Source organism: Streptomyces sp. NPDC037013 (assembly GCF_055607265.1).
The window spans coordinates 296,052-313,108 of sequence record NZ_JBVJRV010000004.1; the positions used below are offsets into that span (position 1 = coordinate 296,052).

15 protein-coding genes are annotated in these 17,057 nt (G+C 72.1%); 6 read left to right on the forward strand and 9 right to left on the reverse strand.

The genetic code is table 11. The annotated features are described in order from the left end of the window. Both ACZ7DY_RS15880 and ACZ7DY_RS15885 read right to left on the reverse strand, forming a co-directional pair. Entirely contained in the window at window positions 1-399 is a 399-nt protein-coding gene (locus ACZ7DY_RS15880; RefSeq protein WP_471135239.1) for a (R)-mandelonitrile lyase, read from the reverse strand. A 188-nt stretch (window positions 400-587) separates the two neighbouring features. Continuing rightward, on the reverse strand, window positions 588-1,181 hold the full coding sequence (locus ACZ7DY_RS15885) for a TetR/AcrR family transcriptional regulator (protein ID WP_471135242.1): 594 nt from the start codon (window positions 1,179-1,181) through the stop codon (window positions 588-590). 207 nt (window positions 1,182-1,388) lie between these two features. On the opposite strand from ACZ7DY_RS15885, the gene ACZ7DY_RS15890 reads away from it, so the two are divergent. Genes ACZ7DY_RS15890 through ACZ7DY_RS15900 form a run of 3 tightly spaced genes read left to right on the forward strand, consistent with a single transcriptional unit; the run spans window position 1,389 to window position 5,130 of the window. Further along, on the forward strand, window positions 1,389-1,718 hold the full coding sequence (locus tag ACZ7DY_RS15890) for an SHOCT domain-containing protein (RefSeq protein ID WP_471135245.1): 330 nt from the start codon (window positions 1,389-1,391) through the stop codon (window positions 1,716-1,718). After that, complete coding sequence (locus tag ACZ7DY_RS15895; protein WP_471135247.1) at window positions 1,715-2,518, forward strand: ABC transporter ATP-binding protein; 804 nt, start codon at window positions 1,715-1,717, stop codon at window positions 2,516-2,518. The genes ACZ7DY_RS15890 and ACZ7DY_RS15895 overlap by 4 nt, the downstream gene beginning before the upstream one ends. Before the next feature lie 50 nt (window positions 2,519-2,568). Then, window positions 2,569-5,130, forward strand: a complete 2,562-nt coding sequence (locus ACZ7DY_RS15900; RefSeq protein ID WP_471136666.1) for an ABC transporter permease — start codon at window positions 2,569-2,571, stop codon at window positions 5,128-5,130. 74 nt (window positions 5,131-5,204) lie between these two features. Here ACZ7DY_RS15900 and ACZ7DY_RS15905 read toward each other — a convergent pair whose 3' ends face one another. Beyond that, window positions 5,205-5,678, reverse strand: coding sequence for an ATP-binding protein (locus ACZ7DY_RS15905; protein WP_471135248.1), 474 nt, complete (start codon window positions 5,676-5,678; stop codon window positions 5,205-5,207). A gap of 195 nt (window positions 5,679-5,873) precedes the next feature. Continuing rightward, the gene (locus ACZ7DY_RS15910; RefSeq protein ID WP_471135251.1) at window positions 5,874-6,206 is read right to left on the reverse strand and encodes a hypothetical protein; all 333 of its coding nucleotides are present in this window, start codon (window positions 6,204-6,206) and stop codon (window positions 5,874-5,876) included. A gap of 338 nt (window positions 6,207-6,544) precedes the next feature. On the opposite strand from ACZ7DY_RS15910, the gene cds1 reads away from it, so the two are divergent. Continuing rightward, complete coding sequence (gene cds1, locus ACZ7DY_RS15915) at window positions 6,545-7,642, forward strand: L-cysteine desulfhydrase Cds1 (RefSeq protein WP_471136668.1); 1,098 nt, start codon at window positions 6,545-6,547, stop codon at window positions 7,640-7,642. A 197-nt stretch (window positions 7,643-7,839) separates the two neighbouring features. Here the strand turns inward: cds1 and ACZ7DY_RS15920 are convergent, their stop codons facing one another. From ACZ7DY_RS15920 to ACZ7DY_RS15935, 4 genes are all read right to left on the reverse strand, one after another. After that, entirely contained in the window at window positions 7,840-8,319 is a 480-nt protein-coding gene (locus tag ACZ7DY_RS15920; protein ID WP_471135252.1) for an SRPBCC family protein, read from the reverse strand. Between the two features lie 64 nt (window positions 8,320-8,383). Beyond that, window positions 8,384-9,298 (reverse strand): DeoR/GlpR family DNA-binding transcription regulator, encoded by a 915-nt coding sequence (locus ACZ7DY_RS15925; RefSeq protein WP_471135255.1) that lies wholly within the window; start codon window positions 9,296-9,298, stop codon window positions 8,384-8,386. A 201-nt stretch (window positions 9,299-9,499) separates the two neighbouring features. After that, the gene (locus tag ACZ7DY_RS15930; RefSeq protein ID WP_471135256.1) at window positions 9,500-10,246 is read right to left on the reverse strand and encodes an SDR family oxidoreductase; all 747 of its coding nucleotides are present in this window, start codon (window positions 10,244-10,246) and stop codon (window positions 9,500-9,502) included. Window positions 10,247-10,315: 69 nt separating this feature from the next. Then, a complete protein-coding gene (locus ACZ7DY_RS15935; RefSeq protein WP_471135258.1) occupies window positions 10,316-11,386 on the reverse strand; it encodes an aldo/keto reductase in 1,071 nt (356 codons plus the stop codon). A 140-nt stretch (window positions 11,387-11,526) separates the two neighbouring features. Here ACZ7DY_RS15935 and ACZ7DY_RS15940 point away from each other — a divergent pair, with 140 nt between their 5' ends. Both ACZ7DY_RS15940 and ACZ7DY_RS15945 read left to right on the forward strand, forming a co-directional pair. After that, complete coding sequence (locus ACZ7DY_RS15940; RefSeq protein WP_471135260.1) at window positions 11,527-12,090, forward strand: TetR/AcrR family transcriptional regulator; 564 nt, start codon at window positions 11,527-11,529, stop codon at window positions 12,088-12,090. Window positions 12,091-12,284: 194 nt separating this feature from the next. After that, window positions 12,285-14,633, forward strand: a complete 2,349-nt coding sequence (locus tag ACZ7DY_RS15945; protein ID WP_471135262.1) for a hypothetical protein — start codon at window positions 12,285-12,287, stop codon at window positions 14,631-14,633. Here the strand turns inward: ACZ7DY_RS15945 and ACZ7DY_RS15950 are convergent. Continuing rightward, window positions 14,593-17,004: a right-handed parallel beta-helix repeat-containing protein gene (locus tag ACZ7DY_RS15950; RefSeq protein WP_471135263.1), complete on the reverse strand. Its 2,412-nt coding sequence runs from the start codon at window positions 17,002-17,004 to the stop codon at window positions 14,593-14,595. The genes ACZ7DY_RS15945 and ACZ7DY_RS15950 overlap by 41 nt on opposite strands. Between the last annotated feature and the right edge of the window lie 53 nt (window positions 17,005-17,057).

The following is a 17,057-nucleotide window of genomic DNA, read 5'->3' on the forward strand; positions in this document are numbered from 1 at the left end:
TCAGTTGGGGGCGATGGCCGTCTCGTCTACCAGCGGTCCCCAGTGCGTGGTCGTGCCGTCGTCGGCGGCCTCGACCGTGGCCAGATGGGTCATGAAGGTGCGCGGCCCGGCGCCGTGCCAGTGCGTCTCCCCGGGCTCGATCCAGACCGTGTCACCGGCCCGGATCGGCTCGACGGGGCCGCCCTCGCGCTGCACGAGCCCCTCGCCCTCCGTGACGTGCAGGACCTGCCCGTGCGGATGGCGGTGCCAGGCGGTCCGGGCGCCGGGCGCGAAGTGCACGCTGAACATCCGCAGGCGCGAGGGGGAGTCGGGAGCGGCGATCTCGTCGAGCCAGACGGTGCCGGTGAAGTGCTCGGCCGGCCCCGGCCGGCTGTCGGGTCGGTTACGGGTGATGCGCAACGTACGGATCCTCACTGATCGGTGGATGGAATCGGGGAAGACGCGGAGGCGACGAAGGGCGAGACGTCCGTGCCCCGGCGCAACCCGTGCCCCGGAGTTGGCACCCCGGCATCCAGCTCTGCCGGCGGTGGCCCTGGTCGGACCGTGGTGCTCGCGGTCAACCCGCTTCAGCGCCCGGTCGGTCCGCGTCAGTGCCCAGCGCTCGGTGTGCGGGCGGCCGCGAGCAGCGCCAGCAGGCCCCGCACCGCCGCGTCGAAGGCCTCGGACGAACCGGACGAGCGGGCCAGGACATAGCCGCCCTGCACCGTCGCGACGACCGTCGACGCCACGTCCCGCGGGTCTAGCGCATCGATGAACTCGCCTGCCGCGCGCCCCTCTTCGACGATCCCGGCGATCCGCTCGCGCAGCCAGTCGAGCGTCTCGGTGACGGGGGCACGCAGGTCGTCGCTGGCAATGATGTCCGGATCCATGGTGAGGCGGCCGACCGGACAGCCCTTCAACACGTCCCGCTCGCGCAGCAGATAGGCCTCGATGCGTGCGAACGCGGATCCGGTGCCGCCCAGGACGGCCTCGGCGGTGGCGCGCATCTCCTCGGCGGTCCGCCGGATCGCGGCGAGCGCCAGATCGGGCTTGCCGGCGAAGTGGTGGTACATGCTGCCCTGCCCCGCGCCCGCGTGCTGCTGGATGGCCTTGGGGCTCGTGCCGACGTATCCCCGCTCCCACAGAAGCTCGCGGGTGGACTCGATCAGGCGCTCCGGTGTGCTCATGCGGCCACTGTACATACTAGTAGGTACAGAATCTAGAAGAAGGCTGAGAAGGGACACAGGAGGCGACACACGAGGTGATCACCACGGGCGGGAGCAGGCGCCCCCGTCCCGCGTACTCCCGGCGTGGTACGCGGGGTGCCGCTGGCCGTACGACGACGTGAGGGCCGTGTCGGGGCGAGTTTGGAGGCAGCACAAAAACCCCTCCCGAGGAGATGAGTTCAGATGCAGACCCTGGCGCAATGGGACGGCGGGCCCGGCCCGTGGATCCTCTTCTTCCCGCTGATCTGGGCGGCCGTCGTCATCGGCGTCGTCACCCTGCTCCGCCGCACCGTGTGGCGCGGCCGGCGCGGCCCTTTCCGGGGCATGACCGGTCCCGGCGGATTCACCGGACCCGGCGGACCCACCGGACCCACCCGTGTCGAGGAGAACTCGCCCATCGCGGTGCTCGGCCGGCGCTTCGCCTCCGGTGAGATCGACGAGGACGAGTACTGGCGGCGGCTGACCGTCCTCAACGAGGAATTCGGCCGTACCTACAAGGACGGTGCGGCATGAGCACCGCGACCGGCCGGACGGCCCGGCCGGTGGAGACCGGCGCCGCCGCCCGGGTCGCCGAGGCCGTGAAGGTCTACGGCAGCGGAGACACCGCCGTACGGGCCCTGGACGGGGTGAGCGTCGCCTTCCCGGCCGGACGCTTCACCGCGATCATGGGCCCGTCCGGGTCGGGCAAGTCGACCCTGATGCACTGCGCGGCGGGGCTCGACACACTCACCTCGGGCGCCGCCTTCATCGGGGACACGGAGCTCGGCACCCTGGACGACCGGCGCCTGACACTGCTGCGGCGCGACCGCGTCGGCTTCGTCTTCCAGGCCTTCAACCTGGTGCCGACACTCACCGTCGCGGAGAACATCACCCTGCCGACGGACCTCGCCGGCATTCGCGGCGACCGCGCGTGGACGGATGCCCTCATCGACGTCGTCGGGCTCCGCGACCGGCTGCACCACCGGCCCGCCGAACTCTCCGGCGGCCAGCAGCAACGCGTCGCCGTCGCCCGGGCGTTCGCCGGCCGGCCCGACGTGGTCTTCGCCGACGAGCCGACCGGCAACCTCGACTCCCGCTCCGGCGAGGAGGTGCTGAACCTGCTCGGCCGGGCGGTGCAGCAGATGGGTCGCACCGTCGTCATGGTCACCCACGACCCGGTGGCCGCCGCCCACGCCGACGAGGTCGTCTTCCTCGCCGACGGCCGCCTGGTGGACCGCATGGAGTCCCCGACGGCCGAGCGGGTCCTCGACCGGCTCAAGGCCTTCGACAGCGGCCCGTCCGCGGCACCCGCAGGAAAGGGGCCGTCGTCATGAGTTCCCTGAGTTCCCGAAGCTCCCTGAATTCCCGAAGCTCCCTGAATTCCCTGAGCGCCTCGGCGCGCATCAGCATGTCCTCGCTGCGCGGCCACAAGCGCCGCTTCGCCGGTACCTTCCTCGCCGTCATGCTCGGCGTCGCCTTCCTCGCCGGCACCCTCGTCATGGGCGACACCCTGCGCGCCGGCTTCGACACGATGTTCGGCAACGCCACCAAGGGCACCGACGCCGTCGTCCGCAGCGCCGACGCGATCACCACCCCCGACGACACCCAGGGCACGCGCAAGCCCGTCAGCACCGCCCTCGTCAGGACCATCGAGCGCAGCGACGCGGTGGCCGCCGCGGCGCCGAGCATCCAGGGCGCGGGCCAACTCCTCGGCAGCGACGGCGAACCCATCGGCGGCCAGGGCCCGCCCACCCTCGCCGGCAACTGGATCGACGACGCCGCCCTGAACCCGTACCGCCTTGCCGAAGGGCGCGCTCCGGAGAAGACCGGCGAGGTCGTCGTCAACCGCGGCGCCGCAAAGAGCGGCGGCCTGAAGGTCGGCGACACGACGACGCTGCGCACCCCCGACCCGATCAAGGTGCGGATCGTGGGCCTCGCGACCTTCGGCGGCGAGGACGGCATGGCGCAGACCACCTTCACCGGCATGACGCAGGCCGACGCAGAGAAGTACCTCACCCCCAGGCCCGGTGAGGCCTCGACCATCCAGGTACGGGCCGGCCCCGGCGTGAGCGAGCGGGAACTCGTCGACGCGCTGACTCCCGTACTGCCGAAGGGAGTCGAGGCGATCACCGGAGAGGCGTCGGCGGCGGAGAACACAGACAACATCTCGGGTCAGTTCCTCGATGTCTTCACCACGCTCCTGCTGGTGTTCTCCGGAGTGGCGCTGCTGGTCGCCACCTTCAGCATCCACAACACCTTCGCCATCGTCGTCGCCCAGCGCACCCGCGAGAACGCGCTGCTGCGCGCGCTCGGCGCCTCGCGCCGCCAGGTCACCGCCTCCACCCTCGTCGAGGCGAGCGCCGTCGCCGTCGTCGCGTCGGCCGCGGGCCTCGCGGGCGGCATCGGCATCGCGGCCGGACTCCAGGTGCTCTTCCCGGCCATCGGATTCCCTTTCCCCGAGGGCGACTTGGTGATCGGTGCGCTCTCCATGCTGCTGCCGCTCGCCGTCGGCTTCGTGGTCTGTCTGGGCTCCGCGCTGCTGCCCGCCGTACGGGCCGGCCGGACCGCCCCGCTCGCCGCGCTGCGCGAGACCGCGGTCGACCACTCGGCGGCCTCGCGCGGCCGCGCCGTCGCGGGGGCGGCTCTGGCGCTGGTCGCCGTCGGTCTCGCCCTGACCGGCGTCCTGGTCAGCCCCTCCGTCTGGCTGGCCGGCGCCGGCGCGGTGCTCGCCCTCGTCGCCTTCGTGGTGCTGGGGCCGGTCGCGTCCTCGCGGGCGGTGCGCATCCTCGGCGGGCCGCTGGACCGGCTGCGCGGCGTCCCCGGCGGACTCGCCCGGCGCAACGCCCTGCGCAGCCCCAAGCGGACCGCCGCCACGGCGAGCGCGCTGATGATCGGTGTCGCCGTCGTCTCGCTCTTCACGGTGTTCGGGGCCTCGCTGAAGGCCACGATGGACCAGACCGTGAACCGCTCCTTCGCCGGCGACGTCGCGGTGAGCACCCCAGGCTTCGGTGCCGGCGGCAGCGGCCTCAGCCCGAAGCTGGCGCCCGCGCTGGCACGGCTGCCGGAGGTCGAGACCGCCGTCGGCCTGGGCAAGGGCGCCGCGGAGGTCAACGGCGAGGGCCGGGCCCTGACCGTCACCGACCCGGCCCCCTTCGCCAAGTCCTTCGAACTCGGCGACGTCGACGGCTCCTTGGCCGCGCTCGGCGCCAACGGCCTCGCCCTCACACGGTCGGAGGCCGAGAAGCAGGACCTCAAGGTCGGCTCCAGGGCCGAACTGGCTTTCGCCGACGGCAAGAAGGAGACCTTTACGGTCCGCGCCGTCTACGGCCGTTCCGAGCTGGCCGGTGACTACGTCATCACCCGCCAGGCGTGGGCACCGCACCGCATGCAGGACGCCGACAGTCTCATCTCCGTCACCTTCAAGGACGGTGTGAGCGCGGCAGAGGGCAAGGCCGCGGTGGAGGAGACCGTGCGGGAGTACGGCAACCCGGATGTGCAGACCCGCTCCGCATACGCGGAGGCGTCGGCGGGCGGCATCGACATGATGCTCACCCTCGTCTACGCGCTCCTCGCGCTCGCGGTTCTCATCGCGCTGCTCGGCATCGCCAACACGCTGACGCTCGCGATCCACGAACGCACCCGTGAACTGGGCCTGTTGCGCGCGGTCGGGCAGACCAGGGCGCAGCTGCGGGCCATGGTCCGCTGGGAGTCGGTGCTCGTCGCGGCCTTCGGGACGGCGGGCGGGCTCGCGCTCGGCGGGTTCCTCGGCTGGGTCCTCGTCAAGGCGTCCGACAGTACGACCGAGAGCGACTTCGCGTTCGCCGTCCCGCCGACGCAGCTCGCGGTGGTCGCCCTGGTGGGCCTGGCGGCGGGCGCCTTGGCGGGCCTGCGCCCGGCTCGGCGAGCGGCACGCCTCGATGTGCTGCGGGCCATCGCCACCGAGTGACGCCCGGCCAGTCCCCGTACCAGGGACTGCGTACGGGCGGGGCGGGGCGCCCGGCGGGGAGGATCACCGCCCGGTCAGCCGGCAACGGCCGACCGGGCGGGAGTCTTCGCACCCACCCGGTACACGGGATAGGTGGAGCGGGCCCCGGCGGGGACGGGGGTGGGCAACGTGAACCACACGGTCTTCCCCGCGTCTCCCTGTGGGCTCACGCCCCAGCTCTCGCTGACCGCGGCGACCATCGCGAGGCCCCGCCCGCACGTGGCGAAGGGGTCCGCGTCACCGATCTGCGGGAGGCGGGGGTCATGGTCGTGGACGGAGACCGTGAGGCGGTCGAGCAGCAGCTCGATCTCGACGGTGCACATCTTGTCCGGCTCGGCATGCCGATGGACGTTGGTGAGCAGTTCCGTCACCCCGATGGCGGCCTGGTCTATCAAGGGGTCCAGATGCCAGTAGCGCAACTGCGCAGATACGATTCTGCGGACCTGGCGGATCCGCGACGGCAGGGCTTGGAGCTCTACCGTGCAATGCCTGCTTGGCTGGCTGATCACGGCTGCGACTCCCCGAATTGAGGTCCGGAAGAAGGCGACGTTCGGATCCAGCAGGGGCCGCGTGGTCTGCCGCCTGCTGTACGGCCGGCGGCGGCTGGTTCGCAGCGTCATCGCCGGTAAACCCAGAGTGATGTGAGACCAGAGTGACCCAGGGGTTGAGGGCGTGCAACTCCGCGCGCGAACTCGCGTGCCCGCTCAGCCTCGCGGGCGGTGGTGCTCGGCGGCGCTGCGTACCGCCTCGATGAATCTGCGCGCCGTGGGCGGTCCCGGCTCGCCCGGCCGCGGTTCGCGTTCGCCGAGAGTCAGCCTGTACCGCGTGCCGTTCACCTCGGCGAGCGCACGGTCGTCCGCGGCGAACCACGGCTTGCCCGTACGGACCGACTGCAGCGGCGCGCTGTCGATCTCCGTGCCGTAGCTGGTGAGCAACTCGAGTCGGCCGTCGGCGATGCGTACCTGTCCGGCGCGCGTGAGAGATCGCATGCGCCGCTCGATCTGCACGCCCCTGGCCGTGAACTCCGGCTCCGCCATGGCACCGCCTCCTTGTGCGCGTCGGTGAATCGCCCGAACGGGACGAGTGCCCCGTGCGGTGCAGTCTGCACGCACCGGGCGTTCAGCACCAGTGTGCATGGACACCTCGCCCGACTGCGTCGCACGGGCCCGCCGGGCCTGCTCACCGCCGTCACCCCAAGGCCTGCCCAAGGCTGCGCCAGCCGTGCCTTTGAGGTGCTCAAAGGTGTGTTTATGCAGGTGAGAAGGGTGTGGCGGGTGTTTAAGATCGAGGTGTACGGCCGCGTCGAATCGCGTCCGGCACGACGCGAAGGAGCCCCGCCGTGACCACCTCAGCGCAGGATCGGGTCGACGAACCGATGCCGACACTCGACGTCGATCACAGCGACGACACCTACCGGGCCTGGCTGAAAGAAGCCGTCCGCAAGGTCCAGGCCGACGCCAACCGGTCGGCCGACACCCACCTGTTGCGCTTCCCGCTGCCCGAGCAGTGGGGCATCGACCTGTACCTCAAGGACGAGTCCACCCATCCGACGGGCAGCCTCAAGCACCGGCTCGCCCGCTCGCTGTTCCTGTACGGCCTCTGCAACGGCTGGATCAGGCCCGGCCGCCCGGTCATCGAGGCCTCCAGCGGGTCGACGGCCGTCTCCGAGGCGTACTTCGCGAAGCTGATCGGCGTGCCCTTCATCGCGGTGATGCCCCGCACGACCAGCGCCGAGAAGATCCGCCTCATCGAATTCCACGGCGGCCAGTGCCACTTCGTGGACGACTCGCGCACGATGTACGCGGAGTCGGCGGCCCTCGCCGTCGAGACCGGCGGGCACTACATGGACCAGTTCACCTACGCGGAACGGGCCACCGACTGGCGCGGCAACAACAACATCGCCGAATCGATCTACCAGCAGCTGCGGTTGGAGCGGTACCCCGAGCCCGCGTGGATCGTCGCCACGGCGGGTACCGGCGGCACCTCGGCGACGATCGCCCGCTATGTCCACTACATGCAGCACGACACCCGCATCTGCGTCGCCGACCCGGAGAACTCCTGCTTCTTCGACGGCTGGACGAAGAGCGACCCGGACGCGACGAGCGACTGCGGCTCCCGCATCGAGGGCATCGGCAGGCCCCGCATGGAGCCGAGCTTCCTGCCCGGCGCGATCGACCGCATGATGAAGGTGCCGGACGCCGCCTCCGTCGCCGCCGTACGCGCCCTGGAACAGGCCATCGGTCGCAAGGCGGGCGGTTCGACCGGTACGGGCCTTTGGAGCGCCCTGAAGATCGTCGCCGAGATGGTGGCCACCGGCCGCACCGGCAGTGTCGTCACCCTCCTCTGCGACCCCGGCGACCGCTACCTGGACAAGTACTACTCCGACGCGTGGCTGGCCGAACAGGGCCTGGACATCGGGCCGTACGCCCAGGCCATCGACACCCTCCTGGGTACCGGGGCATGGCCCGAGTGACGCGCCCGCGCCCCGCGGCGCCCTAGGACCTGTCTGACCATTCCCGCCTGCCTCGCGACGCCATGCACGCACTCTCGCCGCACCGGGCGCAGAGCCACGTACGCCCAGTACGAGGCCCTACGCCCGGCACGCCGAGAGCACGCACCTGACGCCGCGAGGCCGCCCTCCGGGCGACGACGGGAATGGTCAGACAGGTCCTAGGCGGCGGCAGCCGAGAGCCGCCGGTCCAGGGCGGTGACCGCGTCGCGGAACGCCCGGCCGAGACCCGCGCGGCCCAGCCGCAGGGTGCCGCGCAGCGGGGCCGTGCCGTCCGCGGCGAACGTCCACTGCACCCGCGTACCGCTCCCGGCCGGGGCGAGCCGCCACTCCTCGACGAGGGCGCGCAGGCCGGGCGCGTTCGTCTCGTCGATGCGGTAGGCGTACCGCTCCCGCTCGTCGGCCGCGAGAATCGTCTCCTGGAAACGGGTGCCGCCCTTGAGCCGGACCTCACGGCCCGTGCCGCCGCCGGTGGGCCGGCAGAGGGTGACCGCGGAGAACCACTGGGGCCAGCCCGTCACATCGTCGGCCAGCGCGCGGTAGACGGTCTCGGGCGGCGCGGCCACCTCACGTGAGAAGACCAGACGTACCGGGGCGGAATCGACGAAGTCGAGTCCCACGGGACTCAGTCGGCGTGCCATGGAAGGTGACCCCCCAGCGGAACGGGACGGTTGACCGGGCCCCGACACCATAGCTGGCGGCCCGTCAGATGTCTGCGTCGGCCTCGGAGTTGTCGACTCCGCCGGGGACGCCGGACGTTCCGGTCGCGCCGACCGCGCCGGTCGTCCCGTCGCTCTCCTTCGCCGGTTCCCGCTCGCCCGTGACCATGAGCCGGTTCAGATGCTCGGAGATCTCCGCACGCGCTTCCGCGGGCAGCCCCGCGTCCGTCACCCACGTGTCCACCTGCGAGAGCGCGGCGAACGAACTGAGGCCCACCGTGCCCCACTTGGTGTGATCGGCGACCACCACCACGCGCCGTGCCGACCGCACCAGACGCCGGTTCGTCTCGGCCTCGGCCAGATTCGGCGTCGAGAGGCCGGCCTCCAGCGATATGCCGTGCACGCCGAGGAAGAGCACGTCGAAGTGGAGCGCCCCGATCGCCTGATCGGCGACCGGGCCGACCAGCGAGTCCGACGGTGTCCGCACGCCACCGGTCAGGACGACGGTCGCCGCGCCCTGCCGCTGGCCCGCGGTGCGCTGCGCCGAGTGGAAGACGTCCGCCACGCGCACCGAGTTCGTCACGACCGTCAGGTCCGGCACGTCCAGGAGGTGATGCGCCAGCGCGTACGTCGTCGTGCCGCCCGACAGGGCGATCGCCGTGCCGGGGGCCACCAGGGACGCCGCCATCCGCGCGATGTCCTCCTTCGCCGACAGCTCCAGCCCCGACTTGGCCTCGAACCCCGGCTCGTGCGTGCTCGCCTCGACCACCGGGACCGCGCCGCCGTGCACCTTCTCCAGGACACCCTGGCGGGCCAGTGCGTCGAGATCGCGGCGGACGGTCATGTCGGACACGCCGAGCTTGCGGGTCAGTTCATTGACGCGTACGCCACCACGGCGACGCACCTCGTCGAGGATCAGGGCGCGACGCTGTTCGGCGAGAAGGTTCTGATTGTCACTCACGCCCGGTCCGGCTCCCCTACCTCGTCACACCCCTCGCGCCCGTCCGGCGCGCCGCCTCATCCTCGCATGTGCCGCCCCCCGTCGTCCCACCGCCCGGGAGGGTGATCACGGCCGGGAACAGCACGTAAGGGCCCTGTTCCCGCACAATCTCGGGTGTGGGGCGACGGATACGGGTGCGGCAGGTGCGGGTGCCCGCCCGGCTCAGAGCTGGGTTTCGCCGCCATCCACGGCCAGCTCGGTGCCGGTGGTGTACGTGGCGTCGAAGGCGAGAAACGCGGCCGCCTCGGCGAACTCCTCGACGGTGCCATAGCGCTTCATGGGGTTGCTCGCGGTCCGCTCCGCCCTGAACCGCTCTGCGGCCTCTTCGGACAAGTCCATCGTTTCCAGGATCCCCGAGTCGATGGGGCCCGGACTGATCGCATTGACCCGTATTCCCCGCGGAAGCAACTCGCGGGAGAAGCTGCGGGCCATCGAGCGCAGCGCCGCCTTGCCGGCCGCGTAGACGCTGATGTCCACCATGCCGATGACGTTCGCGATCGAGGTGGTGAGGACGATGCCGGAGTCCGCGCTCAGCAGCGGAGCGAACTTCTGCACGGTGAAGAAGGCGCCCTTGACGTTGATCGCGAACAGCTCGTCGTAGACGTCCTCGGTCGTCGACTCGAGGGGCGTGAGGGATGAGATGCCGGCGTTGACGAACAAAGCCTCGACCGAGCCGAGCTCGCTCTTCACACGGCCGACGAGCATATCCAGCTCCGACAGTGAGGCCACATCCGCCCGGACGGCCACGGCATTCGCGCCGAGCCGCTCGCGTGCCGCGTCGAGCTTGGTCCGAGAACGGCCGGTGATCACCACACGGGCTCCGCCTTGAACCAGCAGCTCCGCCAGCGCGAGGCCCATGCCGCTGCTGCCACCGGTGATCACCACGTTCTTGTCGCTGTACTTACCCATGCCGAGGGTGCTCCGTTCCATCATCAAAGACGTGCCGGTACATCTGGATGTCGCCGTTCGTGCAGCGAATCAGCGGAGCGATTCGATCCTCATGTCGCCTGTGGTGACCGTGCGGATGTGGTCGCCGGCGAGCAGGTCGTGCGGGTTGCCGAGGGCGATGGCGCTGACCTCGTCGAGGCGGGCCAGCCGGGAAGGGGGGAGGTCGACCTGCAGGGCACCCAGGTTGTCCTCCAGCTGCGCGATGGTGCGGGCGCCGATGATGGGCGCCGTCACGCCCGGGGCGTTCAGGGTCCAGGCCAGGGCGACCTGGGCGGGCGTACGGCCCAGCTCCGAGGCCACCTCCTTCACCGCATCGGCAATGGCGAGGTTGCGGTCGGTGACCTGTCCCAGGGCGACGTTGAGGCTCTTGCGGCTGGTGGCCGTCTCGCCGGCTACGGGGCCCGCCTGCTTCTGGTCCTCCCGGCTGTACTTGCCGGTGAGCACCCCGCCGCCCAACGGGGAGAAGGGGACCACGCCGAGTCCCATCTCGCGTGCCATCGGGATCAGGTCACGCTCCGCGGTGCGCTCGATCAGGCTGTACTCGGTCTCCAGCGCGACCAGCGGTGACCAGCCGCGCAGGTCGGCGATCGCCTGCATGCGCGACACCTGCCAGGCCGGGGCGCCGGCCATCGCCACGTACAGCACCTTGCCCTGCCCCACCAGGTCGTCCAGGCCCCGCAGGATCTCCTCCACCGGCGTCCTGAAGTCCCATACGTTCACGTAGAGCAGATCGATGTAGTCGGTGTTCAGCTGCCGCAGACTGGCTTCCACCGACGCCAGCATGCTCTTGCGGTGGGTACCCCCGGAATTCGGGTCACCGGGCTGCCGCAGCGTCGAGTACTTCGTCGCCAGCACCATCTTGTCGCGGTCGGTACGGGCGAATTCGCCGAGCAGTCGCTCGGAGCTGCCGTTGGTGTAGGTGCTGGCGGTGTCGAAGAAGTTGCCGCCGAGCTCGGTGTAGCGGTCGAAGAGCCTGCGCGCCTCGTCGCGCTCGGCGCCCCAGCCCCACTCGGTGCCGAAGGTCGCCGTGCCCAGCGCCAGCGGTGAGACCCGGAGTCCGGAACGGCCCAGCAGCCGATAGGTGTCGAGAGTGAGTGCCATCGTCTTCTCCTGGGAGGTGCGATTCGGGGCGTTGGACCAGCCGTAACCGGGGAGCTCCCCGTTTGCCTCACCGTACACTGAACCGGGGATGTCCCCGAATAGTCCCCGAGCCTCATCCGACACTCACGAAGACGAAGGCCATGACGCTTCCACGCAGCACCCTGCGCGCCGACGCGCAGCGCAACCGCGAGCAGTTGATCGCCACCGCCGCCGAAGTGTTCGCGTCGGGACGCGCGATCTCGCTGGACGCGATCGCCAAGCGCGCGGGAGTCGGGAACGCCACCCTGTACCGGCACTTCCCCACCCGGGAGGATCTGGTCGAAGAGGTCTACCGGGACCAGATCCGGCTCCTGCGCGAAGACGCGCACACCCTGCTGGCCGCCGAGCCGCCCGCGCAGGCCCTCCACGCGTGGATGCTCCGATTCGCCGACTGGGCGAGTGAACGACGCGGCATCTGCGAGGCCCTGGTCGCCATGAGCGCTTCCGGCCGCTTCGGCACCGGACCGGTCTGCGACGAGGTCCAGCAGATCCTGGCGATGGTGCTGGAGGCCGGCGCCACAGCAGGAGAACTGCGCGGCGACATCGACCCGGTCGAGGTGGGCGGCATCCTCGCCGGTCTGCTCTCCGTGGCCGGCGCGCCCGAGCAGCGCCCCCAGCTGCACCGAATGCTGGACATCGTCGTCGACGGACTCAGGCCCCGCTAGCGATACGCAGGCGGTTCGGCGAGGCGTCGGCCCCTGCCGGACGGCGTGGCCGCGGCCGCTTCGGCCGTGGCGCCCCGGGCCCTGGTCCGCGAGAACAGGGCCGTAAGAAGGAGATTGCGTGACGAGGGGTGCGCGCAGCGCCACGACCCGAGATCCTGGTTTCTCACCATGCGCCTCTCGGGGGAAGCGGAACAGTGGAGCGTGCCACGCAGGACGAGACCGCCCTGGAACTCCTGGTCCACGGAGTCGGGGGAACCACACCGGAGCAGATGCTCGGCGATCCGCGCACCGTCCGGATCTCCGGCGACGACACCGCGGCCGTCTTCCGCCGCACCGAGGACGCCGACGCCGAGCACCGCCCCGACGACTACCGCGGCAAACCGGTGCCCGAGGCGTACGTCTGGTGCAACCTCACGTCCGGCAACGGCTCCCGCGCCCTGTGGCTCCTGCTGCTGCCCTTCATGGTCGTCAACATCGCCCACTGGATGCGCCCCACCTCACGCCACCGCAGACGCCTCGTGCGCACCTACGGCCTCCTCGTGCGGCTCATGGGCCTCACCCTCACCGTGCTGCTCGTCGCCGCCGCCTGCGAGCTCGCCATCGACCTCACCGCCTGGCAGTGCGCGGGCACCCCCCGGTGCTCGGACGACCGCGCCTGGCTCGGCTTCCTCGCCGCCGACGCCTCGGGACACGGCGGCTGGTGGTCCCAGCCCGGCCGCCGCATCGCCCTCGCCGCGCTGCTGCCCGCCGCCCTCACCGGCCTGCTCTGGTACCTGTCCCACCGCACCTGGAGCGCGTACGAGTCCCAGCAGCCCCTGCCCCACCAGCCGGACCCGGAGGAGGAGACCAGCCGCACCGCGCTCGGCAGGCCCGGCTTCTGGTACGGCCGCCGCCTGGTCGCACGGCTGCGCGCCGCCCACACCGCCGCGGGACTGCTCACCGTCGCCGCGGCCGTCGGCGCCCCGGCCGCGCGGCAGGACCGCCACCCCGGCGGACCCGCGCTGCTCGACGCCCTCGGCTGGGCCCTGGACTCCACGCTCGCCCTCGGCGCCGGGTTCGTCGTCTGGGTGGTGTGCCGCAGGGGACGCAGCGAGAACAGGCTCGACCGCAGGCTGGACAAGGCCCTGGTGCGCCGGCTGCCCCTGGGCGCGCTCGCCCTCCTCGTCCTCTCCCTGCTCTACGCGGGCTGGTCGCGCCCAGGCTGGCGCTCCGAGGGCCGGCTGCCGGGCGACGCCACGTTCGGCGGGATCGCCCTCGCCCAGGGGATCCTGGTCCTGTGCCTCGCGGCGGCCGCGCACTTCCTGTACCGCTCCTCACCCGACTCCCGCACCGCCATCCGCGGCTTCGGCGGCCCCGCCGTCGCCATGCTCTCCGCCGCGCTCGGCGGGGTCATGACCGGCGGCGGGGCACAGCGCGTCTCCGACTGGCTGGACGGCAGCCAGGGCTCCATCGACGGACCGCCCGTGCTGCTCACCTGGCAGGCCTCCGTCATCCCGCCGCTCCTGGTGGTCGTCGCCGTGCTGTGCGGCTGGTTCGGGGTGCGCACCGTGCAGCGCAAGCGCCGCGAGATGGCGCGGATCCCGCTGGACTACCCCGACGAGCCGAGGGACTTCACCCGCACCCGCCGCATCGCGGGCACCCGCGCGCGTGCCGCCCTCACCGACCGCGCGCCCGTGCTCGTCGGCATCATCTCCGCCGTCACCCTGCTGCTCGGCGCCGCCGCGCTCACCGGCGCGTGGGCCACCGGGAAGGCACCGGCGCAGGCCGCCCAGGGGCTTCCCGACGCCCTGGAGGGGGCGGCGGAGACCGCACAGGCGCTCGGCTCCTGGCTGATCGGCTTCGGGTTCATACTCTTCGTCACCTGGGGCCGCCGCGCCTACAAGGACCCCTCGGCCCGCCGCACCATCGGCATCCTCTGGGACGTCGGCACCTTCTGGCCACGGGCCGCCCACCCCTTCGCCCCGCCCTGCTACGCCGAGCGGGCCGTGCCCGACCTGACCTGGCGGATGGCCGCCTGGACCCGCGCCACCAGCGCCACCGGCGGCCGGCTGGTCCTCTCCGGCCACTCGCAGGGCAGCGTGCTCGCGGCGGCCGCGGCCTGGCAGCTGCGCCCCTCCGTCCGCAGACGCGTCGCCCTGCTCACCTACGGCTCACCCCTGGAGCGGCTCTACGGCCGGTGGTTCCCCGCCCACTTCGGTCCGGCGGCCCTGTCCTCGCTCCACCGCGAGGTCGACTGCTGGCGCAACCTCCACCGCACCACCGACCCGATCGGCGGCCCCATCCTCCTGCACGGCGACTGCGGCCCACAGGTCGACCGCCCCGCCCTCAAGGACCCCCTCGCCTACGGCCGTACGCAGGACCACCCGCTGCCCGCCCCGATCCTGGGACACGGCAACTACCAGGCCGATCCCGCGTTCGATGAGGAACGCGCGCGGCTCCTCGCCCGGCTCAGGCCCGCGGTGCCCCCGCCCCGGCCCGCGGGGCCCGAACCGGCGCCGGGGCTCACACCGGCTCCGGCAGATCCTCCGGATACAGCAGGGTGAGGTCGTCCGTGTTCACCTCGTCGAGCTGGGCGACCCGGCCCGCGTGCCGCTCCACCATCGCCTCGAAGGTCTGCCGCGCGGTGCGGCCGTTGCCGAACGCGGGACCCTTCGGAAGCGCCGTGAAGTACTTCAGGAGCGCCTCGGAGGTGCCCGAGCCGAGGCGGTACTCGTGCTCGTCGGCCTGCTGCTCCACGATCCGCAGCAGCTCCTCGGGCGAGTAGTCGCTGAAGGTGATGGTGCGTGAGAAGCGGGACGCCACACCGGGGTTGACGGAGAGGAACCGCCGCATCTCCGCGGTGTACCCCGCGACGATCACCACGACGGCCTCGCGGTGGTCCTCCATCAGCTTCACGAGCGTGTCGATGGCCTCCCGGCCGAAGTCGCGCCCGGAGTCCTCGGGCGAGAGCGCGTACGCCTCGTCGATGAAGAGCACCCCGCCGCGCGCCCGGTCGAAGGCCTCCTGGGTACGGATCGCCGTCGAACCGATGTGCTCGCCGACCAGGTCCACGCGGGAGACCTCGACGAGGTGGCCGCTCTCCAGGACGCCGAGCGACGCGAGGATCTCGCCGTAGAGCCGGGCGACGGTCGTCTTGCCGGTGCCGGGGGAGCCGGTGAAGACCAGGTGGCGGCGGACGGACGCGGCCTTGAGACCGGCCTGCTGCCTGCGGCGCCCCACCTCGATCATGTCGGTGAGGGCGCGCACCTCGCGCTTGACGCTGTCCAGGCCCACCAGGGCGTCGAGTTCACCGAGGACCTCCTTGGAGGCGCGGGAGGGTTTTCCGGCCGGTGCGGGCGCCGGCTGCGGTGCCTGCTGGGCGGGCGGGGTACCGAGCAGCCCGACGGTCTGGGTGGCCGTCTGCACGGCGGGCGCCCCGGGCGTCACGGCCGCGGGGGTGCGCGGGCCGCCGCTCTCGTCGCTCGCGCACTCCTCGACGAGCGGCCCCTCCTCGGAGAACTCGAAGCCGCCCCGGGCGCACCGTTCGGTGCGGCACTTCTTCAGCGTCGTACGGCAGCCGTCTATGACGTGGAAGCCGTAGCCGCCGCTGCCGCTGACCCGGCAGCCGTGGAAGCTGCCGCGGCCGCCCGCGGAGACGTAGAAACCGGCCTCGGCGGGCGCGGTGACCGTGCATCGCTCGATGGTCGGGTCCGCGCCCTTGGTGACGATGACGCCCGTCTGGACGGTGTCGATGGTGCAGTTGGCGAGGGTGCCGCCGCTGCCGTGGTCGCGGAACCACGCGCCGGTGGCGGCCTCACGGATGCGGCAGTCGTCGAGCTGCGCGGTCGCGCCGTCGCTCACCGACACGGCGGTGTTGCGCACCTGGGAGAGATCGCTGTCGACGACGTCGGTCCGCGAGCCGCGGTCCAGGACGAAGAGGGCGTCCGGCACGTCGTGCACCCGGCACGACTCCAGGACGGCGGTGGCGCCATCGCTGACCCAGACCGCCGGGTAGTCGCCCGTACTGTCGTGGATCTCGCACTGGTTGGCGTCCACGCGCGTGCCCGGGTCCCAGACCGAGAGGCCGTTGCGGCCGAAGCGGCTCACCGTGGACCGGGTGAGGGTGAGCACGGAGCGCGAGCGCAGGTCGACCGCGTTCTCCGGGATGTCGTGGATGCGGCAGTCGGCGAGGGTGAGCACGGCGTCCGTGTCGAGCGTGACGCCGTCGGAGGTGGTGCGGTGCACGTCGCAGTCGGTCAGGTGGGCGGCGGCCCGCCCGGTGACCTGCACGCCCGAGCCCTTGACCTCGTACACCTCGCAGCCGATGGCCTCGAGCCCGGTGTGCTCGCCGGTCACCGAGAGGCCCGCGCCCGAGGTGTGGTGGATCCGGCAGCGCTCCAGGCGGGGGTGGGCGCCGCCGCGCACCGCGACGCCGGACTGGCCGGCCGCGACGATCTCGCACTCCTCGAAGACACCGCCGCCGCCGTCGAGGACCGCGATGCCGATGCCGCCGGGGTTGTCCACGGTGCAGCGGCGCACCGTGGGGCGCGCCCCGCCGCGCACCTCGATGCCGGCCGCCGACCGCGTCACCACCCGGATGCCGATGAGCTCGGGGGCGCCGTCCTCGACGAGCAGCGCGGGCGCGGACGAGTCCTGGCCCTCGACGTGCAGGTCCTGGACGACCGCGGAGGCGCGGACGGTCAGGGGCACTCCGTCGGACGGCGCGATGCGCACCGAGCCGGGGGCGCTCTCGGGGCCGCGCAGCGTCACCGAGCGCTGGACGACGAGGTTCTCGCGGTAGGTGCCCGCGGCGACGGTCAGTATGTCGCCGTCGCTCGCGGCCTCCAAGGCAGCGGCGAGCGATGCGTACTCGCCGGTGCGGCGCCGCCACCGCGACGTGCCGGTGTGCGTCACCTGGACCGTGCCCTGTGCCATGGAGTTGCTCTGCCCCCACCTCGTCGTACGCGGGATCCTGCGTCGTCGTGCCG

What these genes read in the sequence shown, in the direction of transcription:
- ACZ7DY_RS15930 (WP_471135256.1), bottom strand. Translation starts at nt 10,246, where the DNA reads ATGGGTAAGTACAGCGACAAGAACGTGGTGATCACCGGTGGCAGCAGC.
- ACZ7DY_RS15895 (WP_471135247.1), top strand. Translation starts at nt 1,715, where the DNA reads ATGAGCACCGCGACCGGCCGGACGGCCCGGCCGGTGGAGACCGGCGCC.
- ACZ7DY_RS15920 (WP_471135252.1), bottom strand. Translation starts at nt 8,319, where the DNA reads ATGGCACGCCGACTGAGTCCCGTGGGACTCGACTTCGTCGATTCCGCC.
- cds1 (WP_471136668.1), top strand. Translation starts at nt 6,545, where the DNA reads ATGCCGACACTCGACGTCGATCACAGCGACGACACCTACCGGGCCTGG.
- ACZ7DY_RS15940 (WP_471135260.1), top strand. Translation starts at nt 11,527, where the DNA reads ATGACGCTTCCACGCAGCACCCTGCGCGCCGACGCGCAGCGCAACCGC.
- ACZ7DY_RS15890 (WP_471135245.1), top strand. Translation starts at nt 1,389, where the DNA reads ATGCAGACCCTGGCGCAATGGGACGGCGGGCCCGGCCCGTGGATCCTC.
- ACZ7DY_RS15910 (WP_471135251.1), bottom strand. Translation starts at nt 6,206, where the DNA reads ATGGCGGAGCCGGAGTTCACGGCCAGGGGCGTGCAGATCGAGCGGCGC.
- ACZ7DY_RS15935 (WP_471135258.1), bottom strand. Translation starts at nt 11,386, where the DNA reads ATGGCACTCACTCTCGACACCTATCGGCTGCTGGGCCGTTCCGGACTC.
- ACZ7DY_RS15885 (WP_471135242.1), bottom strand. Translation starts at nt 1,181, where the DNA reads ATGTACAGTGGCCGCATGAGCACACCGGAGCGCCTGATCGAGTCCACC.
- ACZ7DY_RS15950 (WP_471135263.1), bottom strand. Translation starts at nt 17,004, where the DNA reads ATGGCACAGGGCACGGTCCAGGTGACGCACACCGGCACGTCGCGGTGG.